Source organism: Vibrio sp. Y51_MX_L26 (assembly GCF_024181935.1).
Classification (GTDB): domain Bacteria; phylum Pseudomonadota; class Gammaproteobacteria; order Enterobacterales; family Vibrionaceae; genus Vibrio; species Vibrio diabolicus.
Genome location: NZ_JAMZAS010000003.1, coordinates 1 through 24,379 on the forward strand (window position 1 = coordinate 1; position 24,379 = coordinate 24,379).

The window sequence follows — 24,379 nt, forward strand, 5'->3', positions numbered from 1 at the left end:
CCACTGCGGAGTGGTAGTTCAGTTGGTTAGAATACCGGCCTGTCACGCCGGGGGTCGCGGGTTCGAGTCCCGTCCACTCCGCCACTTATATTAAGCCTCAGTCGAAAGACTGGGGCTTTTTCGTTAATGCGAGTATATTTTTCCCTTCAATCGAATGAGTCCTGCGGAAAGGCCTGTTAGTAGCCTAGAACCGCTGCCACTTATATTAAGCTTCACTTGAAAGACTAAGATTTTTGGTATCTGTAGGACCAGCTTTCTCTGTAACCAAGTTGCACAATTCTAGTTGAATGTAATCTTGCCCATTTCTCTACAGATTCGAGCCTATAGTAAATGCTGGGGACTGATGGGTTATGCCGGTCATTAGACCAGAGAATTCGCATAAGCTAGCTCGTAGTCTGCATTCTTGTCACTGCGTATTTCGTTAACGCTCCTCTCTAATAAGAGTTTTCTACTGCTACTTCGCAAATATTCATCGTTCTAGTGTTCTGGATAGTCCCTAGGAGAATGGATTGCTGGAGTTTGTTACCGCTAGTCTGATTTAGTCATTGGAAGAGAATGAGCGTCTAGACTGTTAAGAGAGTAAAGTCATTCGAACATTCATGTCTTTTAGAAAACTTTGTTTTCTTTGCTGATCTTGCTAGTAACGATTAACCTAAGAGGAGTTCTCGTAGGAGTAAGTTTGATGATGCAACAAATAAAAAATGAAACCTTGAAATCCGTATTTAAGCAATGGTCTTCCGAAGAGGGAATTGTGGTCATCAACCCTGCAACTGAGCAAGAGTTAGTTCGGTTAAAGCCTAGTAGTCTAGAGGAGTTAGATACTCTCATTGGTCAGTGCAAAACTGAGCAAGTTCGTTGGGCAAAGTTAAGTGCCAAAGAGCGCTCTCGTCGCTTGAAAAAGTGGTATCAATTACTCCTTGATAATGCAGAAGACATTGCCACAGTTATTACCTTAGAGCAGGGAAAACCATTAACCGAGAGTAAAGGAGAGGTGATGTATGGCGCCTCTTTTGTCGAGTGGTTCTCAGAAGAAGCCAAACGTGCTTATGGCGAAGTTATACCTGCCCCCACGACAGATCGACGTCTGTCTGCTATTCGCCAGCCTGTAGGGGTATGCGCTGCAATTACGCCGTGGAACTTCCCTATTGCGATGATTACAAGAAAAGCAGCACCAGCCCTGGCGGCAGGCTGTGGTATGCTGATTAAACCCTCTGAGCTTACCCCTCTTACTGCAATTGCTGTTGTTGAATTAGCTTATCAGGCAGGAATCCCAAAAGAACTGCTTCCTGTGGTGGTATCAGAGCAGGCAGCTGAGTTTGGCCAAGTACTAAGTACTGATCCTAGGATTAAGAAAGTTTCTTTTACGGGCTCTACGCGAGTCGGGAAGATTTTGATGAAACAAGCCAGTGACTCTGTCAAAGCGGTTTCGATGGAGTTAGGTGGTAATGCACCTTTTATTGTTTTTGACGATGCAGATTTAGATGCGGCGGCGGAAGGGCTTGTCGCTTCGAAGTTCCGTAATGCAGGGCAAACATGTGTTTGTACCAATCGGCTGTATGTCCATGAAGATGTAAAACAAGCTTTTATTGAAAAAGTATTGTCGAAGTTAAACAAATTACAGCTTGGTAATGGTTTAGAGAAAGGTGTCACATTAGGTCCTGTTATTACGATGGCTTCTAAACATCGCCTAGAGGCAGTGATCGATCAAGCCGTACAAGAAGGAGCTTCTATTGCCAACTCTCCGCAGAGACGCCCTGGGCGCTTTATGGAGCCTGTTCTTTTGGATAGCGTCAAGCAGCATATGTCGATTGTTCAGCAAGAGCTATTCGGGCCTGTATTACCTATTATTACCTTTGAGAATGATGAGCAAGTTCTCGGAATGGCGAATGACACAGAGTATGGTTTGGCTTGTTACTTCTACACGAATAACTTCAAGCGTATTGTTGCTTTCAGCGAAGGTCTGGAATACGGCATGGTTGGTGTCAATGAGGGGATTATTTCTACTGAGGTGGCCCCGTTTGGTGGAGTGAAAGAGTCAGGAGTTGGCCGAGAAGGTGCGAAACAAGGGCTCGATGAATATTTGGAGACAAAGTATATTTGTCTCGGTGGTTTAAGCTGAGTTGGTTGATTTAAGCAAAAAGCTGGGTTTTACCTGGCTTTTTTTGATCTGGGAGATGTGTGCCAATCACTATGATTATTATTTATTGGTGAACATTGCTTATGGTGGGACTATCGATAGAAAGCAGAGTTGTTGGTGAGCAGATATTCCACTCTAAGTTAAGCGATTGCCTTCAAGGTAATAATCTAAACTCTGATTTTCTTTCCTGAGTGACATGAGTAGAAAAGAGTTTGACTTTAAACCAATGTAAAAAAGCCGTATCAAGAGATACGGCTTTTTCTAATATGGCTCCTCCTACTGGACTCGAACCAGTGACCTGCGGATTAACAGTCTGTCGCTCTACCAACTGAGCTAAGGAGGAACAAATTTTAATAAGTGGTGCCGACTACCGGAATCGAACTGGTGACCTACTGATTACAAGTCAGTTGCTCTACCTACTGAGCTAAGTCGGCACATTTTCGTTAATAAGTAATCGACTTACTAACTGAAAAATGGCTCCTCCTACTGGACTCGAACCAGTGACCTGCGGATTAACAGTCCGTCGCTCTACCAACTGAGCTAAGGAGGAATTGTCTTTTTAAAAGAATAAATGGTGCCGACTACCGGAATCGAACTGGTGACCTACTGATTACAAGTCAGTTGCTCTACCTACTGAGCTAAGTCGGCACACTATATTCTTTAACTATTGTTCGTGCTAAGCACCAACAATTAATAAATTGTGGTGCCCGGAGGCGGAATCGAACCACCGACACGAGGATTTTCAATCCTCTGCTCTACCGACTGAGCTATCCGGGCGACGAGGTGTATTAAACGGTTTTTCGGCTCTTAGGTCAACCATAAAATTAAAATAAAATATCGTTTGATGAAAATGTGCTCGGAGTGGGCTGTTTTTATGCATTTTTGATACAAATACACCATTAACTAAGCTTTCTTTAATGGAGAGATAGGAGTTTGAAAGTAGAGTAAATGGATAAAAACAAAAAAAGCACGCTTGAAAACGTGCTTTATACTAAACAATTGACTTTAACCTAGTGCTTTACAGAGAACTTGTTTACCCAACCTTCTAGCTCATCTGCCAGCGAAGCTAAACTTTGAGTGCTTGATTGGCTCTCCGTTACCACAGAGTTGAGCTGGCTTCCGCTTTCCTCGATAAGATTGACGCGAAGCGCAATATCATCGCTAACCTGAGTTTGTTCGGCTGCTGCGGTCGCGATCTGCTGACTCATTGCGGTGATAGATTCTAACGCCGTTACAATTTGCTGCAGAGCTTCAGAGGCATTCTTAGACTCTGTTACTGTACCCTCACTGGTTTCTGCACACACTTCCATTGTGTGAATAGCGTTACGGGAACCTTCTTGCAGGTTGGAGATCATATGCTGAATCTCTTTAGTGCTGTCTTGTGTTCGGCCTGCCAGGTTACGCACCTCGTCGGCAACAACGGCAAAGCCTCGACCTTGCTCTCCGGCACGTGCTGCTTCAATGGCTGCATTGAGTGCGAGTAAGTTTGTTTGCTCTGCAATATCGCCAATTACATCGAGCACTTTCACTATACTATTTACATCCTGATCTAGATCGGCGACCGCTTTACTTGCAGTATTTAATTGAGAAGCTAAACCTTGAATGTTTTCAACAGTGCTGTGAATCAGCTTCTGAGTATGCTGACTTTGTTTATCGGCTTCGTCTGTGTTGTTTGCTGTATCACTTGCCGAGTTGGCAACATGGTTGGCTGAAGATGCCATTTCAGTCATCGCAGTGGCAATCATTGCTGTTGACTGCTGCTGGGATACGGTGAGATCGGCAATCGTATTTGAGCGAGATTCTACGGCAGATAACTCAGCGCGCAGTGCGTGCATGGATTTCTCAAGGTTTGTCACCATGGTGGCTAGTGATTGACTCATATCTTGCACCGCACGATAGATACTTCCTCTCGGCGCCACTGTATCAAAACTGGTCTGAATGTCGCCTTGTGCGACAGCTTGAACGGCTTTGCGCACATCGTTTGGCTCTCCACCAAGTAGATTGAGCATCTTGCGAATCGAGATTATCAGGCCACCGAGAATACTCCCCGCGATAACTAAACACAGTACAAGCTGCCATTGAGCGGTAGCCCAGAAGCGAGCATTCACCTCATTAAAGCCGATCCCTGTACCTACAACCCAGCCCCAATGTGGTGTTTTCTCGGCAATAGAGTGTTTTTCTTCAATGCTTCCGTCGGCCTGCTTTTGACTCCAAGTATATTCGACGATTTGACCTGTTTTGCGCCCCAAAACATCTAAGATAAGTTGGCCGACGCTGTTGCCATCTCCATCACGAAAGTCGTGAAAGCTTGTTCCATGTAATTGAGGGTCAAGCGGAGCTGCAACAAAAATCATGTTCTCATCTGCGACATAAACGTATTCGTTGTCTTTGTAGATATTATTACGGAGTAGGCGAGTGGCTAATGATTTCGCTTCGTCCTCTGGCATTTTGCCTTCGATAGCCATTTTTTCTACTTCGGTAAGAATGCTGTACGCACTTTTGAATAGCTCAGTAACCCGAGCTTTGTTATCAAGGTTACTTGCGACGCGAAGTGTCCATAAGCCCGTTGCGGTCAGTGCTAGGAGTGCTAGCAATATGATCGCAGATAATAAATAGGCTTGAGTTTTTAGTTTCATATTTGGCTCACAAATAAAGTGTCATCACTATGCAAGGCATAGTTAAAAGAAGAAATGTAATAACTCGGGCATCTTAGTGAAGATGAATATGAGCGCATACTAGTGCGTATTGAAATTATGATGAGGATTAAATTTTTAGCGTAAAATAAGTGTTTTTTAGAGACTGGGCTTAATATTTTGCGATGCTAGAAACAGAGAAACAGAGAAACAGAGAAACAGAGAAACAGAGAAACTGGGGGAATGAAATGAACGTAGGGCAGATGCCAAAAAGCCGCATCAAAAGATGCGGCTTTTTAAAAATGGCTCCTCCTACTGGACTCGAACCAGTGACCTGCGGATTAACAGTCCGTCGCTCTACCAACTGAGCTAAGGAGGAATTATTCGTGTATCGTGTTTAGCAATGACACCAAATAATGGTGCCTCGAGGCGGAATCGAACCACCGACACGAGGATTTTCAATCCTCTGCTCTACCGACTGAGCTATCGAGGCAAAAGAATGGTGCCGACTACCGGAATCGAACTGGTGACCTACTGATTACAAGTCAGTTGCTCTACCTACTGAGCTAAGTCGGCACACTTTATTCTTTTTAGAAGAGATGAACTCTTCGTTTTAAGAATCTCATTTATATGAAATTCTTGAAGTTGGCTCCTCCTACTGGACTCGAACCAGTGACCTGCGGATTAACAGTCCGTCGCTCTACCAACTGAGCTAAGGAGGAACTATTCTGTTTTGTGTCTTGCCAATGATTTAAAATTAAGCAAGCGCACCAAATATGGTGCCTCGAGGCGGAATCGAACCACCGACACGAGGATTTTCAATCCTCTGCTCTACCGACTGAGCTATCGAGGCAAAAGAATGGTGCCGACTACCGGAATCGAACTGGTGACCTACTGATTACAAGTCAGTTGCTCTACCTACTGAGCTAAGTCGGCACACTTTATTCTTTGTGCTTTTGTCCGTGTTATAACATTTCGTTAAGACACCAACAAATCAAATTGTGGTGCCCGGAGGCGGAATCGAACCACCGACACGAGGATTTTCAATCCTCTGCTCTACCGACTGAGCTATCCGGGCGACGGAGCGCTATTAAACGGATTTTCCCGCTTTGCGTCAACCACTTTTTTTAAATAATTTCAAAAAAGTGCTTGTTCGAACGCTTTTTATTCAACTGTCACTACAAAGTTTGCTTTGAGTTAAATTCCTTTTTGAAATTTGTAACTTTTTCTAGGTAGCGACGTGCTTCTGCGTTCGGGTGTTTCTTAGTTAGTGCCCAATAAACTTGGTTGGGTTGCAACGAGTTAAGATCTTGCATTGCGCGTTTGCGATCGCTGCGATGGAATGTGTTTAAAACACCTCCAGTACCACCATTGTAAGCGGAAATCATACTGTACTCGAGAGAGCTTGGGTGATGGACTTCTCTTAAATAACGGTTTTTTAAGATGTAGAAATACGCAGTACCGGTATCGATGTTGTTTTCTGGATTAAACAAATATTCCGGGCTTGGCTGGCCTGAGCGCTTTTTCACGAGCTTGAATACGTCTCGACCGGCGGTTTTAGGTACAACTTGCATTAAGCCATACGCATTTGCCCAACTTACTGCGTACGGGTTGAAGCTGCTCTCGGTTTTAATAATGGCGTATATCAAATCTTCTGGAATATCGTATTTCTTGGAAGCTCGGCGCACGATATCGGCGTATTGGTAGCTGCGTGTTGAAAAATGGTCTTCAACCATGGGGATTTCGACGTAATACGCTTTCTTGAAATCAACGTCTTTGGTCTTGATTTTGTTTGCGATGAGATACTCCGCAAATCGGTTTGCCCGCCAAGACCACTGAATTGGCTTATTGTCTTGATCGACAACTTGTTTATACAGAAATGGTTGCCCTTCTAACGTGATTCCTTTTGAGGAGAACAAGTCGACGTGAGCTGGATCGTCTGGCGTGAGTAAGGTAGTGACAATCGCCTCTTTGAGGTGCTTTTGGGGCTCGGTCGGTGATACGGTTTCAATCGTGATCACGCCTTTGCGAAAGTCGACCTCGGCACGGCTAAGGTAGTTATCGATATATTTGACGTAATTACTTTTGCCTGCGTACTTAATTTCTTTTTTACCCCAGCGCTTTTGAATATTACCAGAGAAACTATTGATCAGGGCATCCAACGCGGCGGTATCTTTTTCAAATTGTCCAGGTAGCTCAGCTAAGTTATTGGCAAAACGGTTTGTGGGCTCGTAGTTGACGTCATAAATCTTTTCGACGAATTCACGGCTACAGCCAGCCATTAAAAGTGCGGCAGCAATAAAGACAATTTTTTTCATAAGTATCAGGGCTATTGAAGGTAATAGAAAAATGACACCACAAGTGGTTGTGATGTCATTGTTTTAACTCAAGCGACTTTATTCGCTCGGCGGTGTGTAACCTTCGATATGAACGTCTTTTCCTTCAAAGAGGAAGTTTACCATTTCTGTTTCGATCAGTTTTCGGTGCTCTGGATCCATCATGTTGAGTTTCTTTTCGTTGATCAACATGGTTTGTTTGTGTTGCCACTGAGCCCACGCTTCTTTCGAGATGTTGTCGAAAATGCGTTTACCTAGTTCACCAGGGTAAAGTTGAAAGTCTAGACCTTCGCCTTCTTTTTTTAGTCGAGCACAAAATACAGTGCGGCTCATAATGACTCCTTGTATTCAATTAACGAAGTTCGTGGGGTAGCGCTTCCAGCAATAGTTTTACTGGCGCGGCTAAACCGACTTCTTCAGGTTTAGATAAGTTATACCAAAGACCTTTGTTGCCTTCCATTATCACGTCCGGTTGCTTTGATAAATCAATCAAAATTGGCGTGATATCGAGGTGGTAATGGCTAAAGGTATGGCGAAAGGTAATCAGTGTTTGCTGCTGCTTGATATTGCTGGCTTGAATGCCACGTTGATCCAGTAGCAATTCAATGTCGCTTTCTACATCCACATGTTCGGTTTGTGGGAAGCAAAATAAGCCCCCCCAAATGCCTGTTTGTGGTCTTTGTTCTAACCACACTTCATGACCATTTTCGGTGTTGTGGTGAAGCATTACAAAACGAGTTTGCTTGATTGGCTTGTCTTTTTTCGGTTTTTTACCCGGGTAGTCGAGCACATTGCCTTGTTGTTTTGCCACACACAGATCCGCAATAGGGCAGAGGCTACATTTGGGTTTGCTGCGTGTGCAGACCATTGCGCCCATGTCCATCATTGCCTGGTTATACTTATCTACGTCTGTTTGTGGGGTATGCGTTTCGGCAATTTCCCACAGCTGGTTTTCAACCTTTTTTTGTCCTGGCCATCCTTCGACTGCGAAACAGCGGGATAGGGTGCGCTTCACGTTGCCATCGAGAATCGCATGTGGTTGTTTATACACAGACGATAAAACGGCGGCTGCGGTAGAGCGGCCAATCCCCGGTAAGGCGTTCATTTTCTCTATATCAAGAGGAAACTCACCATTGTATGTAGAGGCGACCTCTTGTGCTGCTTTGTGAAGGTTACGGGCTCGGGCGTAATACCCTAAGCCAGTCCAAAGGTGTAGGACTTCATCTTGCTCAGCATTGGCAAGATCGATAACGGTTGGAAAACGCTCCAAGAAACGTTGGTAATACGGAATAACCGTAGTGACCTGAGTTTGCTGAAGCATGATTTCAGACAACCAGACACTGTATGCGGTCTTATTTTGTTGCCACGGAAGATCTTTTCTTCCATATGCGTCATACCATTCTAGGATGGCATTGGCGAAAGGTGTCACGACTTGCTCTGTATTCTATTATTGGTTAGGTGCAAAATTGCACCACATAATGGGCAAGAAGTACAACGGATAAACAGTAGGGATATAAAGAGGTGTGCTATTGCTTTTGGGCTGCCATAGGCCAAGAGCTCAACAAATACTTGCACCTCAGTAAATTCTTTGGATAATCCCCGCTTTGATTAATCAATGTGCAGGCAAAATCAATGAGTGAAGTAACCACTAACGAATACAACGAAGACGGAAAGCTGATCCGCAAAATCCGCAGCTTTGTGCGCCGTGAAGGGCGTTTGACTAAAGGTCAAGAGAGCGCGATGAATGAATGCTGGCCAACGATGGGTATTGACTTCAAAGCTGAACTTCTCGATTGGAAAGAAGTGTTTGGTAACGACAACCCCGTTGTACTAGAGATCGGTTTTGGTATGGGTGCTTCATTGGTTGAAATGGCAAAGAATGCACCAGAGAAGAACTTCATTGGTATCGAAGTACACAGCCCGGGTGTTGGTGCTTGTCTTGCGGATGCGCGTGAGGCGGGAGTTACTAACCTGCGTGTGATGTGCCATGACGCAGTGGAAGTGTTTGAGCATATGATTCCAAACGGCAGCCTATCGACATTGCAGTTGTTCTTCCCAGACCCTTGGCACAAGAAACGTCACCACAAGCGTCGCATCGTTCAATTAGGTTTTGCTGAAATGGTTCGTGAGAAGCTGATCCCTAATCAAGGTATTTTCCACATGGCGACAGACTGGGAAAACTACGCAGAGCACATGATTGAAGTTATGAACCAAGCGCCAGGTTTCGAAAACATTGCTAAAGATGGTGATTTCGTTCCTCGTCCAGACGACCGTCCTTTAACGAAGTTTGAAGCTCGTGGTCACCGTCTTGGTCACGGTGTGTGGGATATCAAATATAAGCGTATCGCGTAACTAGAGGAGTTCATGGGATGTACCATTACGCGATATTAGCGAATCCGGGTCATAACCGAATTTACTTTGATAGCGCAATGACCATTGCCTGTTCAGAGCTAAAAGCAATTTTAGCTTCACAAGGCGTGGATGTGACAGAAATTGGTAGTAAAGAGGTTGGCTTACCTGCAGCGTTGGCGTTTTCTTGTCAGGAAGCTCTAAGCGATGAGCAGACGCGAAGAATCGCAGCCTCTTCGATTTACTATGCACTATTTGAAGTGCGCGAAGATGGTTTACTTCGACCAATTCAAGCGCCAGCGTTCAATACTTTCCCGGAAAGCATGAGTCAGATTCTGCGTTATACCGGGAAAACAAACGAGCAGTTTACTCGCTTGATGGTGAATATCGGCATTAGTGCGTCCAATACGGGAAGTAAACAACTGACCTTAATGGATCCAATGTGTGGTAAAGGTACAACCTTGTTTGAAGGCTTGATCCATGGTTTGAACGTGGTGGGGGTAGAGATCAATGCCAAGTGGGTGCAAGAGATCCAGACCTTTATCGTTAAGTTCATGAAGAATGGCCGCTTTAAGCACAAAGTGAGCAAAGAAAAGCGCACTGCGGGTGGCAAGAAAGTGGCGGATGGTTTCGTAGTTGAAGCTGCAGCAAATAAAGAAGATTACAACCAAGGCAATCTTCAGTTTATGAAGCTGTATTCGGCTGATACTCGTATCGCTGATCAAGTCGTGAAAAAGAACTCAGTTGATGTGATGGTGTCTGATCTGCCTTATGGTGTGCAGCACGGCAGCAAAAATGCCAAGGACAGCAAACTGAACCGCAGCCCACTAGAGCTTTTAAAAGAGGCTCTGCCTGCATGGAAAGTGGTACTGAAAAAACAAGGTTCAGTGGTGTTGTCTTTCAATGAATTTACGTTGAAATGGAAAGACGTCGCGGCATTATTTGAAGAGCAAGGTTGGAAGGTACTTTCAGAAGAGCCTTACATCGGTTATCTTCACCGTGTTGATCAATCTATCAACCGCAATATTATTGTGGCAGTAAAACCATAATCGACTTGAGTCGAACGAACCCTATGGAAAAGCCAACGACACGTTGGCTTTTTTTACCTCTGAGCTCAACGAGTTCTCTTGTAAATAGAAGGTAGAGAATGAAACCGACAGTGGAAATTTTGACAGATATTTTGGCGGAAGTGCGCCCTTTAATCGGCCAAGGCAAAGTGGCTGATTACATTCCTGCTCTGGCAAAAGTACCCAGCAACAAGTTAGGTATTGCGGTATACACCAACGAAGGTGAGGTTATTAAGGCGGGCGATGCCGATGAACCTTTCTCTATCCAATCTATTTCAAAAGCATTGAGCTTGACGTTAGCGATGTGCTTGTACAAGCAAGAAGAAATTTGGTCTCGAGTGGGAAAAGAGCCTTCGGGGCAGGCGTTTAACTCGCTAATCCAGCTAGAAATGGAGCAAGGTATTCCTCGCAATCCTTTTATTAATGCTGGAGCGATAGTTGTGGCGGATCTGTTGCAAACTCGCTTATCTGCACCTCGTCAGCGCCTATTGGAATTTGTACGTCAGCTTTCTGGTGATACTCATATTGTGTATGACAAAGTCGTCGCGGCATCCGAAATGATGCATGGTGATCGGAATGCGGCGATTGCATATCTCATGCGCTCGTTTGGTAACTTCGAAAATGAAGTAATTCCAGTGCTGCAAAACTACTTCCACGCTTGTGCACTGAAGATGAGCTGTGTCGACTTGGCTAAAACGTTTAGCTATTTGGCAAATAAGGGCACATCGGTACAAACGGGTAAGCCCGTTGTTTCTCCCGTGCAAACCAAACAACTTAATGCACTGTTAGCAACGTGTGGCCTGTATGATGGCGCGGGCGAATTTGCTTATCGTGTTGGCATGCCTGGTAAGTCTGGTGTCGGTGGTGGCATTATCGCGGTAGTACCTGGCGAAATGACCATTGCAGTATGGTCTCCAGAGCTTGACCCTTCAGGTAACTCCCTTGCTGGTACTAAGGCGCTTGAATTGCTATCGGAGCGAATTGGCCGTTCGATTTTCTAATGTTGAATGTTCTATATAAAAAGCCTCTCAATTGAGAGGCTTTTTTGTTTTTGGGCTGCGTTACTCTTCGCTTTCTTCGGCCATAAAGGCTTCGAGCAAGTCATTAAGGAAGAGCTTCCCTTTTTCAGTAATTTGCCAATGAGTGGCGGTTTCACTCAAGTAGCCCATTTCTAACGCCCAATCAATAGTTTCTTGAATCGTACTGAGCGGCAAGCCTGTGGTGTCCACGTAATCTTGCTTCGGGCATGCTTCCATTAAGCGGAATCGGTTCATAAAGAACTCGAATGGACGGTCTTCATCCGCGACGACATGTTCTGTATGCAGATAAGGTTTGACCATATTTTGATAAGCCGCTAAATAGCCACGCGGGTGTTTTACCTTTGTCGTTCGAATAATACGCCCGTCGGTAAAACTGAGTTTGCCATGAGAGCCACAACCAATACCAAGGTAATCGCCAAAGCGCCAGTAGTTGAGGTTGTGCTGACACTGATAGCCCGGCTTGCTGTAACCCGAGATTTCATATTGCACATAACCCGCGGCTGAAAGTTTTTGGTGTCCGAGCTCGAAAATATCCCACAAGTCATCATCGTCAGGTAGCGTTGGTGGCTTGTAGTAGAACATGGTGTTTGGTTCGATGGTCAGCTGATACCAAGACAGGTGCGGCGGTGCCAACTCAATCGCTTTGTCCAAATCTGCCAAGGCTTGTTCGATGCTTTGATCTGGTAAGCCGTGCATGAGATCGAGGTTAAAGCTGTTCAAACCGATTTGGTGCGCCAGCTTAGCAGCATTGACGGCTTCGTCTTGGCCGTGAATGCGCCCCAAACGCTCAAGCTTCTGTTGCTCAAAGCTTTGCACGCCGATAGAGATACGCGTTACACCAGCTTTGCGGTAGCCAACAAAACGCTCTGCTTCGATGGTGCCTGGGTTAGCTTCCATGGTGATCTCAATTTCTGGCTTAAACGGAATACGCGCTTCAATGCCCTTAAGTAGACGCTCGATGCCTTCTGCCGAAATCAAACTCGGCGTACCACCACCAATGAAGATTGAATGCAGTGGACGTGGCACTTCGTTAAGGCGGTATTTCTGAATGTCAGTATCTAAATCTTCTAGAAGAGCACTGATGTACTCTTCTTCTGGAATCTCGGTTTTGAGCGCGTGAGAGTTAAAGTCGCAATACGGGCACTTTTGTACACACCAAGGGATGTGTACATACAAGCTGAGTGCAGGGGGCGTTAACATGGTCTAATTCGCTCGTGATTACTGAGACACTTGCTCAGACAGTTGAGCAAACAACGACTTGAGCGCTTTACCGCGGTGAGACAGTTGTTTTTTACGTGCAGGTTCAAGTTCGGCTGACGCACAGTTGTTTTCAGGAACAAAGAAGATTGGGTCGTAGCCAAAGCCATTTTCACCGTGTGCTTCAGTTAGAATGCGGCCTTCCCATTTTCCGTGGCAGACGATAGGCGTTGGGTCGTTCTCGTGGCGCATGAGGACTAATACGCAGTGGAAACGTGCTGTACGTTCTGCTTCTGGTACGCCTTCCATTGCCGCTAGCAATTTTTCTAGATTCTCTTGATCAGATGCGTTATCGCCTGCGTAACGTGCAGAGTAAATGCCCGGAGCGCCTTTTAAGAAATCGACTTCTAAGCCAGAGTCATCTGCAATCGCAGGAAGCCCTGTTTCTTGTGCGGCATGGCGAGCTTTGATGATCGCGTTTTCAATGAAGGTTGTACCCGTTTCTGCTACTTCCGATACATTGAATTCACTTTGCGCTAATACTTCAAAACCGAAGTCAGACAATAAATCTGCCATTTCACGAACTTTGCCTTGGTTACCGGTTGCTAGCACAATTTTTTTCATGGGAATCTCTTTTAATAGTGATAGAGGAGAACAAATCGTTCTCCTCTAGATATTCTTTAACTAATAAGTGGTTTTTAGCCTGCTTAGATCCAAAAGCTTTTGGATCATCACAACCCAATTACTCTTCAACATAAAACTTCTGGGTGAATTTAAGCTTACCTGAGCCTTTGTTTCCAGCTTTTACGTCAATATCGAAAGTAAAAGTTTCTTCGTGGGCAATTGGTAGTTCGGCTAAATAGTATATCGCATTGCCTTCTTTGACTTCACGAAAGGACAAGGTCTGAGTTTGGCCGATGAGGTTTTTCGCGCGTCCAGCAATTTTTGCTTCTAATGCAGGTTTACCCAATGAAGCTCTATCTAGCACGCTAATATTAACCACAGCGAGGTATCCATTACGCTTGATATCGTAGCTACGTGCGACTTTCGGTGTTAAGAATGTCGAGTTAAACGCGACATAGTGTACTTCGATATCTTTCATATTTTTAAACTGATCGGCGAAGCTTGGTAACGACAATAGGCTGATCAGTAATGCGGTAATCCATTTGCTCATTGTTACTTCCTCAAAGCACTTGTTATAAAACAACCATAGCCGCAATTTTACCTTGGTCACGGGGTAAAAATGCGAACTCAGTCATTGGTACTAGTAAGTGTGGTACAAAATTGTAAATAAAAAGCCATCATAAGATGGCTTTAATTTCTGTCGGTATCTGGGTAGGTGATTTTATCCGAATTTGTTTGTGCCGTCCTAATTCACCTTTTTCTATGTGAACCAAACCCTTAGCGATTTTAAACTGCTTGGCTAAGAACTTAGTTAGGTGCGCATTAGCTTTGCCATCGACAGGTGGAGCAGTAATGGCGATTTTGAGCTCTTCACCATGCAAGCCAACGATTTTATCGCGGCTTGCTTTAGGTTGAATATAGAGCTTTAGGATGATGTCCTCGCCATCTTGCCAAACTGCGGCTGACATTATAACTGGAACCAAATTGGACCAATGATATCACCCATCAAGAAGTTCGCGAACTGCAAGCCGATAAACAGCACCAGTACGCTCAAATCAAGACCACCAATAGCCGGAAGAATACGACGGATTGGAGCGCACATTGGCTCGGTCAGTTGATGGAATACGTACTCGATAGGGCTGCGGCCTTGGCTTACCCAGCTCAAAATTGCACGGATCAATAGTACCCAGAACAGCAGACCTCCAGCGGCTTTGATTAATGATAACAAGCCTAAGAACAAGAAATCAGCGCTGAAAGAGACGGAACCGTTCGAAGCTATCAGGATCAGAACGACAAATTTAAGCACACACAACACGTAGGCAAACAACACGGTTGCTAGGTCAATATTCCCCACGGATGGGATAATGCGGCGCAGTGGACCAATGACCGGCTGAGTCGCTTTTACTATGAATTGCGAGAATGGGTTGTAGAAGTCTGCGCGTGCAGCTTGCAACCAAATTCGCAAAATTACGACCATGATGTACAGGTCAAATAGGGTTGAGATGAGAAAACTCATTGAATTCATAAGGTACCCTTAACAAGTGATGGATGATACTAAACGGAGTTCATCCAAATAATTAAAACAGTTTTTCCATTTCTTCCGCGCGAGCCACAGCAGCTTGCATGGCTTTAGCAACAATATCTGAAAGTTGATGTTCGTTGAATGTACGCAGTGCTTCTGCCGTTGTCCCACCTTTCGATGTCACATTCTCACGCAGGGTCGATAGCTCAGTTTCTGGGTTGTTAACCACCATACTGGCCGCGCCCAATGCAGCTTGCTGAACCAATAGTCGAGCGGTGTCTTTATCAAAGCCTTGAGCAATCGCTTCTGCTTGCATCGCTTCCATAAACAGGAAGAAGTATGCCGGAGCACTGCCCGCTGCGGCAATCACATTATTGATACCAGACTCTTGCTCAACCCAGCATACCTTACCGACCGCTTCCATTAACTCTGCAGCAAAAGCTTTGTCTTGCTCAGTTACATGGGCTGGTGCGAATAAACCACTCATGCCCAACCCAAGTTGTGATGGAGTATTTGGCATAACACGAACCAAGTTCAATTTGGTGGCTAGCATATCATCCAATCGTGAACAGTTGATGCCAGCGGCAATAGAAATCACCAGTTTATTAGTGAAATCGATCGCTTGCAGTGGTTTACAAACATCCTCCATCATTTGCGGTTTCACAGACAATACCATCACATCCGCCTCGGTCGCAGCTTGGATGTTATCGCTGGTGGTACGGATGCCAAAATCTTGTTCTAGCGGAAGACGGCGTGCCTCTGAAGGAGCTGTCGCGGTAATGTTTTGCGCTGGGTATCCGTTAGCAACCAAGCCAGAAACAATGGCTCTCACCATGTTGCCAGCACCAATGAAGGCGATTTTTTTATGTTCCATTTGTCTGATTTCCATCATGATATTTAGAGTTTGTTGTGCGCTCAGGTGTATAATGGCGCCGCTGTTACTTACTGCTCCTATTGGCGAGTAAGATGATTGCGCGATTTACTCTTTAATTTAACGACGAATTTATGTCGCTAGTGAGCGTTTTGTTAATTTAGCTGTAGTCTCGTGCGCCGAAAATAGCGGTTCCAATACGAACCATTGTACTACCAGCTTCGATTGCAGCGGTCATATCACCACTCATTCCCATTGATAATGTATCGATTTCTGGGAACTGAGCTTCGAGTGTTTGCTTCAATGTGGCCAACTTCTGAAACTCATGAAGTTGTGATTCGTAGTCAGACACGTTGGCAGGAATCGACATCAACCCTCTTAAAGTGAGGTTGGGTAGGCGAGAAATCAACTCCGCCAGCTCGAATACTTCCGCTTCGGCGACACCAGACTTAGATGCTTCACCACTGGTGTTAACCTGAATCAGAACTTGTAGCGGTTTAAGTTCACTGGGACGCTGATCATTCAGGCGTTGAGCAATCTTGGTTCGATCGATGGTGTGAACCCAATCGAAATGTTCAGCAACAAGTCGCGATTTATTCGACTGAATCGGGCCAATGAAGTGCCATTCGATTCGATTATCTGGATAATGCTCGGCAAAGTGCTGAACTTTACTGACGCCCTCTTGGACGTAGTTTTCACCAAAGGCGGTTTGTCCCGCTTGGTAGGCTTCGAGAATTGCCTCGACAGGTTTAGTTTTGCTTACCGCTAGAAGTTGCACTGACTCTGGAGTTCGACCACATTTTTGCTCGTCATATCGAATTTGAGAGGTGATATGTTCAATATTTTGTTGAATACTACTCATAGCTGTACTTTAGACTTAAGGATTTTAAATGGATATCACTGAGTTACTGGATTTTAGTGTAAAACATAATGCCTCGGATCTACATCTTTCTGCAGGTGTCCCACCAATGGTTCGTATTGATGGGGATGTGAGAAAACTAGGCATTCCAGCGTTTACACACCAAGAAGTGCATCGTTTGGTTTTCGAAATCATGAACGATGCCCAACGCAGTGAGTTCGAAGAAAAACTCGAAGTCGACTTCTCTTTTGAGTTGCATAACGTTGGTCGTTTCCGTGTCAACGCTTTCAACCAATCTCGTGGCTGTGCGGCAGTATTCCGTACCATTCCAAGTAGCATTCCAACTTTGGAAGAGCTGGAAGCTCCCGAGATCTTCAAAAAAATTGCGAACGCTGAAAAAGGCTTAGTTCTGGTTACTGGCCCAACAGGTTCTGGTAAATCGACGACCTTAGCAGCCATTGTTGACTACATTAATCGTAATCACAACAAGCACGTACTCACAATTGAAGATCCGATTGAATTTGTTCACAACAACAATAAATGTTTGATCAACCAGCGTGAAGTACACCGTGATACGCATAGTTTCCAAAACGCACTGCGCAGCGCATTGCGCGAAGACCCGGATGTCATTCTGGTTGGTGAGATGCGTGACAAAGAAACCATCAGCCTTGCGTTAACGGCGGCAGAAACGGGGCACTTAGTGTTCGGCACGTTACACACTAGCTCAGCGGCAAAAACCATTGACCGTATTATCGATGTGTTCCCTGGCAGTGATAAAGACATGGTGCGCTCGATGCTTTCTGAATCCCTTCGTTCGGTTATCGCGCAAAAGTTATTGAAACGTAATGGTGGTGGCCGTATTGCATGCCATGAAATCATGATGGCAACGCCTGCGATTCGTAACTTGATCCGCGAAGACAAAGTCGCGCAGATGTATTCGATCATTCAAACTGGTGCGGCTCACGGCATGCAAACCATGGAGCAAAATGCTCGTCAGTTAATGGCACAAGGAATGGTCGCTCGTGAAGAGGTCGATAGTAAGATCGGGTTAGAAGTGCAGCAATTCTCGTAATACGTAGGTGAACACGGAAGATGGATCTAAATAAATTTCTCGAAGGTATGCTGGCGCTGAAAGCGTCGGATCTTTACATCACGGTTGGTGCGCCAATTTTGTTTCGCGTGGATGGCGAATTGCGACCTCAAGGTGAAAAACTCACCGAGAGTGATGTAGCGGCATTACTCGACAGTGCTATGGAGCCAGATCGGCGTCAGGAATTTCGTAAAAGTCGTGAGTCGAATTTTGCCATTGTGAGAGATTGTGGCCGCTTCCGTGTTAGTGCCTTTTTTCAACGAGAATTACCGGGTGCGGTGATTCGTCGTATTGAAACCAATATTCCCACCTTTGAGCAATTAAAGTTACCGTTAGTGTTGCAAGATTTAGCGATAGCCAAGCGTGGTTTGGTGCTGGTGGTTGGTGCTACTGGGTCAGGTAAGTCCACCACAATGGCGGCAATGACGGGCTATCGAAACAGCAACAAGACGGGGCACATTTTGACGGTCGAAGATCCGATCGAATTCGTGCATGAGCATAAGCGCTGTATCGTGACTCAGCGCGAAGTTGGGTTAGATACGGAAAGCTATGAAGTTGCGCTTAAAAACTCGCTGCGCCAAGCACCAGATATGATTTTGATTGGTGAGATCCGTAGCCGTGAAACAATGGAATACGCGATGACGTTCGCTGAAACAGGTCACCTGTGTATGGCGACTTTGCACGCCAACAACGCCAACCAAGCCTTAGAGCGTATTCTTCACTTGGTACCGAAAGATCAAAAAGAACAATTCTTGTTTGATTTGTCGATGAACCTAAAAGGTGTGGTTGGTCAGCAGCTGATCCGAGATAAGAATGGGCAGGGGCGCCATGGTGTATTTGAGATCTTGCTAAATAGCCCACGAGTATCTGATTTGATCCGTCGCGGAGATTTGCATGAGTTGAAGTCAACCATGGCTCGCTCAAATGAGTTTGGTATGCTGACGTTCGATCAATCTCTTTATAAGTTGGTGATGCAAGGTAAGATCAGCGAAGAGGATGCGCTGCACAGTGCCGATTCGGCGAATGATTTGCGCTTGATGTTGAAAACACAGCGTGGCGAAGCATTCTCTACGGGCAGTCTTGCTAACGTTAAGATCGATATGGATTAAGCGTGTTTAGACGAAAAAAGGTTGGCACTTGCCAACCTTTTCTTGTTTTGAGTATTGTGTTTTATTCACCCCAGAGGGCTTCAAACCAGCTTTCTAGAATCACCACCGCTGACTGGCAGTCCACATTCCCTTTCGATAGGGCTTTGTAGCCGCCCATGCTGAACAACTCCGCACGAGCTTCTGCTGTAGATAATCGCTCATCATGCAGTTCAACAGGTAAGCCGTATCGGCCTTGCAGACGCTTAGCAAATTTTCGTGCACGAGGGGTTATGGTCTCAAGGTCTTTGCCATGAAGATCAGTTGGTAAACCGACCACTAGCAAATCTGGCTGCCACTCTTTGATTTGCTTTTCGATATCGTCCCAATTTGGAATACCGTCATTGGCTTTAAAGGCTTTTAATGGGGAAGCTGTACCAGTAATTTCTTGGCCAATAGCGCTACCAATGCTTTTGGTTCCAAAGTCAAAAGCCATAATTGTGCGTGACATAAGGTGTCTCTATCTAATGTAACTGTATTTCGGACTAAGCATGTCCAGAGTCTGCTGAAAGATGACTGGGGTCGATGCCCAGCTTTTCGACCGCTTTCTTCCAACGCTCGTTGATTGGTGTATTAAAGATAATTTCAGGCGTCGCTTCAATGGTGAGCCAAGAGTTTTCGACCAGCTCACTTTCTAATTGGCCTGCACTCCAACCTGAGTAGCCAAGTGCCACTAAGTAATCACTTGGTTCTGCTTCTGTTCCTAACACCGAAAGAATATCACGTGAAGTGGTTACAGCGAGGTCATCGGTCATTTGGACGCTGGACTCGTAGTAATCTTTAGGTTTATGCAGAATAAAACCACGATCTTCCGAGATTGGGCCGCCATTGTAGACTGGTCTATCTAGGCTGGCTTCAAATAGGCGCGGGTGTACTGGCTGAACTTCCACCTGCTTGAGCATGTTGCCGACGGTGATATCAACAGGAGCATTGATCATTAACCCCATAGCGCCGTCTTCGTTGTGCTCACAAACGTAGATCACGCTGTTTTGAAAGTACGGATCTTTCATCCCAGGCATGGCAACCAAAAAGTGATTTGTGAGATTCATACTCATATTGACCCTTAACTCTCGTAAATGCCCTAAGCAAACATCATACAGTTTACCATCTAGGTATGTGCATGAGTTTGCTTAAGTTAATGTACTACGCTCTCTATTAACTGTAATACAGTTTGAGTTATTCGCCTTTTACTCGACGCTCAATCGCATCCATCAGTTTGCCAGTGATTGAGATGTCAAAAGCCGCTTCAATTTCGCGAATACAGGTTGGGCTGGTGACGTTGATTTCTGTTAGCTTGTCGCCAATTACGTCAAGGCCAACAAAGATAAGGCCTTTTTCTTTCAGTGTAGGAGCCACAGTTTGAGCAATCTTAATATCGGTCTCGCTTAGTGGTCGAGCCTCACCTGTGCCACCAGCCGCAAGGTTGCCGCGCGTTTCACCTTTTGCAGGAATACGAGCTAGACAGTAAGGCATTGGTTCACCATCTACGACTAAGATACGTTTGTCACCGTTGCTGATATCTGGCACGAAGGTTTGCGCCATTGCGTAGTTTTGACCGTGGTTGGTCAGTGTCTCGATGATTACAGAGACATTAGGGTCGTTTTCTTTTACGCGGAAGATAGATGCGCCGCCCATACCATCAAGCGGTTTTAGGATGACATCACCATGTTTTTCACGAAACTCTTTAATTTTCTCTGCTTTTCGCGTCACGATTGTCGTTGGTGTCAGCTCAGGGAACCACGCTGTAAACAGTTTTTCATTACAATCACGTAGACTTTGAGGTTTGTTAACGATCAGTGCACCTTGTTCTTCTGCACGCTCAAGGATGTAAGTCGCGTAGATGTATTCTGTGTCAAACGGAGGATCTTTACGCATTAGTACAGCGTCTAGCTCAGACAGTTCGATCGTTTGCTCTGATTTGAACTCGTACCAACCGTTTGGATCTTCTTTTAGCTCCACCACTTTAGTATCTGCAATGGCAACGCCTTGATCGAGATGCAGATCATTCATTTCCATGTAGTGGATTTCATAGCCGCGTCGTTGCGCTTCAAGCATCATGGCAAAGCTAGAGTCTTTTTTGATGTTAATGGACGAAATTGGGTCCATCACAATGCCGAGTTTGATCATTATTTTTCTCCGTTTAACCAAGATCGCCGAAACGAACTTGTAAGGCTGTAATTGCTGTCAGAGCAGCTGTTTCGGTGCGCAGAACGCGAGGGCCGAGTAGCGTTTCTTCAAATTGATATTCTCGAGTCATCTCGATCTCTTCAGACGATAAACCGCCTTCAGGGCCGATCAGTAGGCGCACTTTTTCAACCGGTGTTGGTAGTGTGTTGATTGAGTAGTTAGCACGAGGATGAAGATTGAGCTTTAAGCCATCGTACTCTTCTTTACACCACTCTTCCAAGCTCATAATTGGACGAATTTCTGGAACGACATTGCGTCCACACTGCTCACAGGCACTGATGGCGATTTTTTGCCATTGCGCGAGTTTTTTCTCAAAGCGCTTTTGGTCAAGCTTGACGCCACAACGTTCGGAAATCAGAGGTGTGATGGTATTGACGCCAAGTTCCACTGACTTTTGGATAGTGAACTCCATCTTATCGCCACGTGAAATAACTTGACCAAGGTGCAGGTCTAAAGGGGATTCAATACTGTTTTCTACACGCTCAGTAATGTTAACCAAAACCGTCTTTTTGCTGACTTCACTGATAACCGCTGGGAATTCTGCGCCGCTGCCGTCAAATAGGAGAACGTCTTGGCCTTCTTTCATTCGCAGAACACGGCCGATATGGCCTGCTGCGTCGTCACTTAAAGCAAGTGAGCCAAGTTGATGAATGGTTTCTGGATGATAAATTCGAGGGATACGCATGAGATTTCCAGCAAGAGAATAAACTTAAACCCTAACATGGATGCTTTCTACCGAAAAAACAAGGGGCAAGAAGCGTTTCAATATCAGTTATTGAAACGCTTCAAGGTAGAGGAGTACTAGAGTGCGCGACAGGCTTTTTGAACAAATGGGTTATGATTGCCTTGTACTTTGGCAATGCGCTCGTCACGCTCACATTCCCATTTATCGACTGGGTAGGTTTTGTTCCAAGCACTCATCAACTGCGTTTGCTGTTTTGATAATTTAAAGCCGTACTCTTTGCTCATGTATAGGTAGGTACGAGCAATCGAACCTCGAGCACGGTCTGGTGGCATGACTTTACGCTGCTTAAAGTTCACTTGCATCTCACAGCGACCATAACTCACGCCATCGACGCCGTTCCATTGGCTAAAGTTGTAGTTCGAACGGTCACCGTTTACTTCACCAATAGCAGGGGTTAGGTTGTGCAGGTCTGCTTCCATCAAGCGAAAGGTTTTGTCTTTTTTCTTGCAGTTTTTACGTCCGCCATCTTGCCAGCATTGACGCTGGTGGCCAAATTGCCACGCAGGTACCACATGCTCCCATTCGATTCGTGCGGCCCGCTTTTCCTGTTTACGGACTTGGTAACCGCAAGAGGCTAAATCTGGGGAGCCTTTTTTGCCTTGCCATTGAATGTTGCAGCCACAGTAAAAGCTCGTTGGATGGTCTTGATAAATTTTTACCGCCTCACGTTTGGCGGCAGAGAATGAACTTGGTGGCGCGGCAACCGCAGTGCTAGAAAGCGCGATAAGTAACAGAGAGAATAGGTATTTCATGATTAAAGTCTTTATAAAGTATGACTTTATTCATGATAACACGCATAAAATGGCTTTAGTGATGAGTAAGTTAACAATAAGTGGCGAAGGGAAGGTTTTGATAAACTCGATCTTTATTTTGGGAACGCAAGTAACACTATGAGATATAGATTACGATAACTGAACGCCCGTGAAGTTAAGTGGTTGGCGGCATTTTTGACAAGAGTACGTCGCCTCTTTGCGCAGCACTTTATTATGACGGCGAATCGATAGAGGGTAGGTCATACAGCCACAACGATACTCAAAGGTTTTACCTTGAACGGATTTTACTTCAAAGCTGTGAGTGGTTTTGGCGGGCACTTTAAATACGGCTTCCATGACACCTTGCCATTCTTTGCCGTGAGGCCTAACTCGTCCGTAAACCTGATAAGTAATCAGGTGTGCCACCTCGTGAGGAATGACTTCATCTAAGAATGCTTGGGTGTTTTCGCGAAATAAAACGGGATTCAGGCGCACTTGATTCAATTGAAGGTAGGCTTTTCCTGCCGCTTTCCCGCGGACGTTGAAGGTGATTGTTGGAATAGGGAAAGAACGTTTGAAAGCTTGCTCTGCCATCGCGATGCAGTCCGCCATCACTTGCTTCGCTTTATAGCTTAGTTCTATATCCACAATTCACCTCGATAAATCAAATAAAAAAGCCCCCGCATTTGCGAGGGCCAGATCATAGCATCAGTTAATTACGGAGTGTGTTTTTTCTTGATGGTGGCATGGTAAGCATGCCATGTACCGTAGCCTAGAATTGGCATGGTAAACAACATTCCGATCCCGTAGGTCGCAAAGCCGATAAGAATACCGCCGCAGATGATCGCCGCCCAAACAATCATCGCTGGAATGTTGGATTTCACCGCATTAAAGCTAGTAAATACAGCGGTCATCATGTCTACGCGACGCTCCATCATGAGCGGAATAGAAAAGGCTGAAATGCTAAACACCACACAAGCCAAAACAAAGCCAACTAGAGAGCCGATGACAAGGAAGGGGAGGAACTCACTTAAAGATGCCCCTTGAACAGAAGGGTAAAGCGCATGAAGTAGAGCGGCAATACGCATCCAAAATATCATACACACTGCGAGTAACACGGCGAATGCCCATTGAGATGTTGAATTACGACCGATCGCTTTCATTGAATGGAACAAGCTTGCTTTGTGTCCGCGCTCTCTCTCCCAACTGGCATCATACAAGCCGAGCGCGAGAAACGGACCGATTAACATGTAAACAATCAAACTGGGCATGACGACCAAGTGTGTGCCTTGCCACTGAACGAGCAAAACAATGCCTATGGCAGCTGCCATAAAACAGATGCCATAGAAAGCACTAATAAGCGGCATTCGCACGAAATCATGCAGACCTAATGCGAGCCAATGAAAAGGTGCAGAAAGATTGACCGTATTGCACGGTATGGTTCTGGCGTATTCGTTGTCTGGCACTTCCTTTCGCTTGTTGTGGAAGTCCGATGGATTAACAGTTCGAGGCATAACTCCTCCTTGATTTATTCCCACATTATCCGCTTATACCAACTGACAGCGGTTTTTGTTCAGTCAAACTTGAAGCGACTTTTTCAAGTTTACATCTGAGCATTGGCTTAGTTTGGTATCGGCCATAAAGATGCCTGACTCATGTCTTTACTTAAGTGTTGCTTCCACAGTCGCCAGCATCCGACGTCTCTATTTAAATTGGAATTAACAATATTTTAACTATTGGCGGAGATGGGATAATTTACAAATAATTGCTGAAAATTTATTCGGTATAAAAGTGAGGGAAAAACACGACTACTTCGTGAGGCGGG

The 24,379-nt window shown here is 45.3% G+C and carries 24 protein-coding genes and 13 tRNA genes; 7 read left to right on the plus strand and 30 right to left on the minus strand.

Annotated features, from left to right (window positions below; translation table 11 throughout):
• Positions 1-7: 7 nt before the first annotated feature.
• Together NL645_RS08590 and NL645_RS08595 are read left to right on the plus strand one after the other, a co-directional pair.
• Positions 8-84: transfer RNA gene (locus NL645_RS08590), tRNA-Asp, on the plus strand.
• A 598-nt stretch (positions 85-682) separates the two neighbouring features.
• Positions 683-2,119, plus strand: a complete 1,437-nt coding sequence (locus tag NL645_RS08595) for an NAD-dependent succinate-semialdehyde dehydrogenase (protein WP_253651581.1) — start codon at positions 683-685, stop codon at positions 2,117-2,119.
• A 285-nt stretch (positions 2,120-2,404) separates the two neighbouring features.
• On the opposite strand, the gene NL645_RS08600 is transcribed toward NL645_RS08595, so the two are convergent.
• The 16 genes from NL645_RS08600 to mutY form a co-directional block, all read right to left on the minus strand.
• Positions 2,405-2,480, minus strand: a tRNA-Asn gene (locus NL645_RS08600).
• Positions 2,481-2,495: 15 nt separating this feature from the next.
• A tRNA-Thr gene (locus NL645_RS08605) sits at positions 2,496-2,571 on the minus strand.
• Positions 2,572-2,611: 40 nt separating this feature from the next.
• Positions 2,612-2,687 (minus strand) — tRNA-Asn (locus NL645_RS08610).
• Between the two features lie 22 nt (positions 2,688-2,709).
• A tRNA-Thr gene (locus NL645_RS08615) sits at positions 2,710-2,785 on the minus strand.
• A 53-nt stretch (positions 2,786-2,838) separates the two neighbouring features.
• Positions 2,839-2,914, minus strand: a tRNA-Phe gene (locus tag NL645_RS08620).
• Positions 2,915-3,147: 233 nt separating this feature from the next.
• Positions 3,148-4,773 carry a methyl-accepting chemotaxis protein gene (locus tag NL645_RS08625; RefSeq protein WP_048626018.1) on the minus strand — a complete coding sequence of 542 codons (1,626 nt, stop codon included), beginning with the start codon at positions 4,771-4,773 and terminating at the stop codon, positions 3,148-3,150.
• 300 nt (positions 4,774-5,073) lie between these two features.
• A tRNA-Asn gene (locus tag NL645_RS08630) sits at positions 5,074-5,149 on the minus strand.
• A 38-nt stretch (positions 5,150-5,187) separates the two neighbouring features.
• Positions 5,188-5,263: transfer RNA gene (locus NL645_RS08635), tRNA-Phe, on the minus strand.
• A 7-nt stretch (positions 5,264-5,270) separates the two neighbouring features.
• A tRNA-Thr gene (locus tag NL645_RS08640) sits at positions 5,271-5,346 on the minus strand.
• Positions 5,347-5,416: 70 nt separating this feature from the next.
• Positions 5,417-5,492 (minus strand) — tRNA-Asn (locus tag NL645_RS08645).
• Between the two features lie 55 nt (positions 5,493-5,547).
• Positions 5,548-5,623 (minus strand) — tRNA-Phe (locus NL645_RS08650).
• 7 nt (positions 5,624-5,630) lie between these two features.
• Positions 5,631-5,706, minus strand: a tRNA-Thr gene (locus NL645_RS08655).
• A gap of 66 nt (positions 5,707-5,772) precedes the next feature.
• Positions 5,773-5,848, minus strand: a tRNA-Phe gene (locus tag NL645_RS08660).
• Between the two features lie 100 nt (positions 5,849-5,948).
• Positions 5,949-7,088 carry a membrane-bound lytic murein transglycosylase MltC gene (gene mltC, locus NL645_RS08665; protein ID WP_253651582.1) on the minus strand — a complete coding sequence of 380 codons (1,140 nt, stop codon included), beginning with the start codon at positions 7,086-7,088 and terminating at the stop codon, positions 5,949-5,951.
• 78 nt (positions 7,089-7,166) lie between these two features.
• A complete protein-coding gene (locus NL645_RS08670; protein ID WP_005381002.1) occupies positions 7,167-7,439 on the minus strand; it encodes an oxidative damage protection protein in 273 nt (90 codons plus the stop codon).
• Positions 7,440-7,458: 19 nt separating this feature from the next.
• Positions 7,459-8,535 carry an A/G-specific adenine glycosylase gene (gene mutY / locus NL645_RS08675; protein WP_253651583.1) on the minus strand — a complete coding sequence of 359 codons (1,077 nt, stop codon included), beginning with the start codon at positions 8,533-8,535 and terminating at the stop codon, positions 7,459-7,461.
• Positions 8,536-8,738: 203 nt separating this feature from the next.
• On the opposite strand from mutY, the gene trmB reads away from it, so the two are divergent.
• From trmB to glsB, 3 genes are all read left to right on the plus strand, one after another.
• The gene (gene trmB, locus NL645_RS08680) at positions 8,739-9,458 is read left to right on the plus strand and encodes a tRNA (guanosine(46)-N7)-methyltransferase TrmB (protein WP_048626017.1); all 720 of its coding nucleotides are present in this window, start codon (positions 8,739-8,741) and stop codon (positions 9,456-9,458) included.
• Between the two features lie 17 nt (positions 9,459-9,475).
• The gene (locus tag NL645_RS08685) at positions 9,476-10,504 is read left to right on the plus strand and encodes a TRM11 family methyltransferase (protein WP_253651584.1); all 1,029 of its coding nucleotides are present in this window, start codon (positions 9,476-9,478) and stop codon (positions 10,502-10,504) included.
• Between the two features lie 98 nt (positions 10,505-10,602).
• A complete protein-coding gene (glsB, locus tag NL645_RS08690; protein WP_005393987.1) occupies positions 10,603-11,523 on the plus strand; it encodes a glutaminase B in 921 nt (306 codons plus the stop codon).
• A gap of 60 nt (positions 11,524-11,583) precedes the next feature.
• Here the strand turns inward: glsB and hemW are convergent, their stop codons facing one another.
• From hemW to NL645_RS08725, 7 genes are all read right to left on the minus strand, one after another.
• Positions 11,584-12,762, minus strand: coding sequence for a radical SAM family heme chaperone HemW (hemW, locus tag NL645_RS08695; protein ID WP_104974791.1), 1,179 nt, complete (start codon positions 12,760-12,762; stop codon positions 11,584-11,586).
• 18 nt (positions 12,763-12,780) lie between these two features.
• Positions 12,781-13,383: an XTP/dITP diphosphatase gene (locus NL645_RS08700; protein ID WP_253651585.1), complete on the minus strand. Its 603-nt coding sequence runs from the start codon at positions 13,381-13,383 to the stop codon at positions 12,781-12,783.
• 118 nt (positions 13,384-13,501) lie between these two features.
• Positions 13,502-13,933: a DUF4426 domain-containing protein gene (locus tag NL645_RS08705; RefSeq protein WP_253651586.1), complete on the minus strand. Its 432-nt coding sequence runs from the start codon at positions 13,931-13,933 to the stop codon at positions 13,502-13,504.
• A 127-nt stretch (positions 13,934-14,060) separates the two neighbouring features.
• The gene (gene yggU, locus NL645_RS08710) at positions 14,061-14,351 is read right to left on the minus strand and encodes a DUF167 family protein YggU (protein WP_253651587.1); all 291 of its coding nucleotides are present in this window, start codon (positions 14,349-14,351) and stop codon (positions 14,061-14,063) included.
• The gene (locus tag NL645_RS08715; protein WP_253651588.1) at positions 14,351-14,908 is read right to left on the minus strand and encodes a YggT family protein; all 558 of its coding nucleotides are present in this window, start codon (positions 14,906-14,908) and stop codon (positions 14,351-14,353) included. The genes yggU and NL645_RS08715 overlap by 1 nt, the downstream gene beginning before the upstream one ends.
• Positions 14,909-14,960: 52 nt before the next feature.
• The gene (gene proC, locus NL645_RS08720; RefSeq protein ID WP_253651589.1) at positions 14,961-15,779 is read right to left on the minus strand and encodes a pyrroline-5-carboxylate reductase; all 819 of its coding nucleotides are present in this window, start codon (positions 15,777-15,779) and stop codon (positions 14,961-14,963) included.
• Between the two features lie 157 nt (positions 15,780-15,936).
• A complete protein-coding gene (locus tag NL645_RS08725) occupies positions 15,937-16,638 on the minus strand; it encodes a YggS family pyridoxal phosphate-dependent enzyme (RefSeq protein ID WP_253651590.1) in 702 nt (233 codons plus the stop codon).
• A gap of 28 nt (positions 16,639-16,666) precedes the next feature.
• Here NL645_RS08725 and NL645_RS08730 point away from each other — a divergent pair, with 28 nt between their 5' ends.
• A complete protein-coding gene (locus tag NL645_RS08730) occupies positions 16,667-17,707 on the plus strand; it encodes a type IV pilus twitching motility protein PilT (protein WP_005381015.1) in 1,041 nt (346 codons plus the stop codon).
• A gap of 20 nt (positions 17,708-17,727) precedes the next feature.
• Positions 17,728-18,834, plus strand: a complete 1,107-nt coding sequence (locus NL645_RS08735; protein ID WP_006743091.1) for a PilT/PilU family type 4a pilus ATPase — start codon at positions 17,728-17,730, stop codon at positions 18,832-18,834.
• 61 nt (positions 18,835-18,895) lie between these two features.
• Here the strand turns inward: NL645_RS08735 and ruvX are convergent, their stop codons facing one another.
• The 7 genes from ruvX to NL645_RS08770 all read right to left on the minus strand — a co-directional run bounded on the left by ruvX (position 18,896) and on the right by NL645_RS08770 (position 24,068).
• Positions 18,896-19,321 (minus strand): Holliday junction resolvase RuvX, encoded by a 426-nt coding sequence (gene ruvX / locus NL645_RS08740; RefSeq protein WP_005381017.1) that lies wholly within the window; start codon positions 19,319-19,321, stop codon positions 18,896-18,898.
• Between the two features lie 34 nt (positions 19,322-19,355).
• Positions 19,356-19,919 (minus strand): YqgE/AlgH family protein, encoded by a 564-nt coding sequence (locus tag NL645_RS08745; protein WP_005381020.1) that lies wholly within the window; start codon positions 19,917-19,919, stop codon positions 19,356-19,358.
• Positions 19,920-20,046: 127 nt separating this feature from the next.
• Positions 20,047-20,997, minus strand: coding sequence for a glutathione synthase (gene gshB / locus NL645_RS08750; protein ID WP_006743090.1), 951 nt, complete (start codon positions 20,995-20,997; stop codon positions 20,047-20,049).
• 13 nt (positions 20,998-21,010) lie between these two features.
• Positions 21,011-21,742, minus strand: a complete 732-nt coding sequence (gene rsmE / locus NL645_RS08755; protein WP_005393970.1) for a 16S rRNA (uracil(1498)-N(3))-methyltransferase — start codon at positions 21,740-21,742, stop codon at positions 21,011-21,013.
• A 116-nt stretch (positions 21,743-21,858) separates the two neighbouring features.
• On the minus strand, positions 21,859-22,554 hold the full coding sequence (gene endA, locus NL645_RS08760) for a deoxyribonuclease I (RefSeq protein WP_005393967.1): 696 nt from the start codon (positions 22,552-22,554) through the stop codon (positions 21,859-21,861).
• 150 nt (positions 22,555-22,704) lie between these two features.
• Positions 22,705-23,202 carry a SprT family zinc-dependent metalloprotease gene (locus NL645_RS08765; RefSeq protein WP_048626010.1) on the minus strand — a complete coding sequence of 166 codons (498 nt, stop codon included), beginning with the start codon at positions 23,200-23,202 and terminating at the stop codon, positions 22,705-22,707.
• A 68-nt stretch (positions 23,203-23,270) separates the two neighbouring features.
• The gene (locus NL645_RS08770; protein ID WP_005393959.1) at positions 23,271-24,068 is read right to left on the minus strand and encodes a DUF2189 domain-containing protein; all 798 of its coding nucleotides are present in this window, start codon (positions 24,066-24,068) and stop codon (positions 23,271-23,273) included.
• Positions 24,069-24,379 lie beyond the last annotated feature (311 nt).

Coding starts and splice junctions, on each gene's coding strand:
- NL645_RS08595 (WP_253651581.1), top strand. CDS start 683: ATGATGCAACAAATAAAAAATGAAACCTTGAAATCCGTATTTAAGCAA.
- NL645_RS08625 (WP_048626018.1), bottom strand. CDS start 4,773: ATGAAACTAAAAACTCAAGCCTATTTATTATCTGCGATCATATTGCTA.
- mltC (WP_253651582.1), bottom strand. CDS start 7,088: ATGAAAAAAATTGTCTTTATTGCTGCCGCACTTTTAATGGCTGGCTGT.
- NL645_RS08670 (WP_005381002.1), bottom strand. CDS start 7,439: ATGAGCCGCACTGTATTTTGTGCTCGACTAAAAAAAGAAGGCGAAGGT.
- trmB (WP_048626017.1), top strand. CDS start 8,739: ATGAGTGAAGTAACCACTAACGAATACAACGAAGACGGAAAGCTGATC.
- NL645_RS08685 (WP_253651584.1), top strand. CDS start 9,476: ATGTACCATTACGCGATATTAGCGAATCCGGGTCATAACCGAATTTAC.
- glsB (WP_005393987.1), top strand. CDS start 10,603: ATGAAACCGACAGTGGAAATTTTGACAGATATTTTGGCGGAAGTGCGC.
- hemW (WP_104974791.1), bottom strand. CDS start 12,762: ATGTTAACGCCCCCTGCACTCAGCTTGTATGTACACATCCCTTGGTGT.
- NL645_RS08700 (WP_253651585.1), bottom strand. CDS start 13,383: ATGAAAAAAATTGTGCTAGCAACCGGTAACCAAGGCAAAGTTCGTGAA.
- NL645_RS08705 (WP_253651586.1), bottom strand. CDS start 13,933: ATGAGCAAATGGATTACCGCATTACTGATCAGCCTATTGTCGTTACCA.
- yggU (WP_253651587.1), bottom strand. CDS start 14,351: ATGTCAGCCGCAGTTTGGCAAGATGGCGAGGACATCATCCTAAAGCTC.
- NL645_RS08715 (WP_253651588.1), bottom strand. CDS start 14,908: ATGAATTCAATGAGTTTTCTCATCTCAACCCTATTTGACCTGTACATC.
- proC (WP_253651589.1), bottom strand. CDS start 15,779: ATGGAACATAAAAAAATCGCCTTCATTGGTGCTGGCAACATGGTGAGA.
- NL645_RS08725 (WP_253651590.1), bottom strand. CDS start 16,638: ATGAGTAGTATTCAACAAAATATTGAACATATCACCTCTCAAATTCGA.
- NL645_RS08730 (WP_005381015.1), top strand. CDS start 16,667: ATGGATATCACTGAGTTACTGGATTTTAGTGTAAAACATAATGCCTCG.
- NL645_RS08735 (WP_006743091.1), top strand. CDS start 17,728: ATGGATCTAAATAAATTTCTCGAAGGTATGCTGGCGCTGAAAGCGTCG.
- ruvX (WP_005381017.1), bottom strand. CDS start 19,321: ATGTCACGCACAATTATGGCTTTTGACTTTGGAACCAAAAGCATTGGT.
- NL645_RS08745 (WP_005381020.1), bottom strand. CDS start 19,919: ATGAATCTCACAAATCACTTTTTGGTTGCCATGCCTGGGATGAAAGAT.
- gshB (WP_006743090.1), bottom strand. CDS start 20,997: ATGATCAAACTCGGCATTGTGATGGACCCAATTTCGTCCATTAACATC.
- rsmE (WP_005393970.1), bottom strand. CDS start 21,742: ATGCGTATCCCTCGAATTTATCATCCAGAAACCATTCATCAACTTGGC.
- endA (WP_005393967.1), bottom strand. CDS start 22,554: ATGAAATACCTATTCTCTCTGTTACTTATCGCGCTTTCTAGCACTGCG.
- NL645_RS08770 (WP_005393959.1), bottom strand. CDS start 24,068: ATGCCTCGAACTGTTAATCCATCGGACTTCCACAACAAGCGAAAGGAA.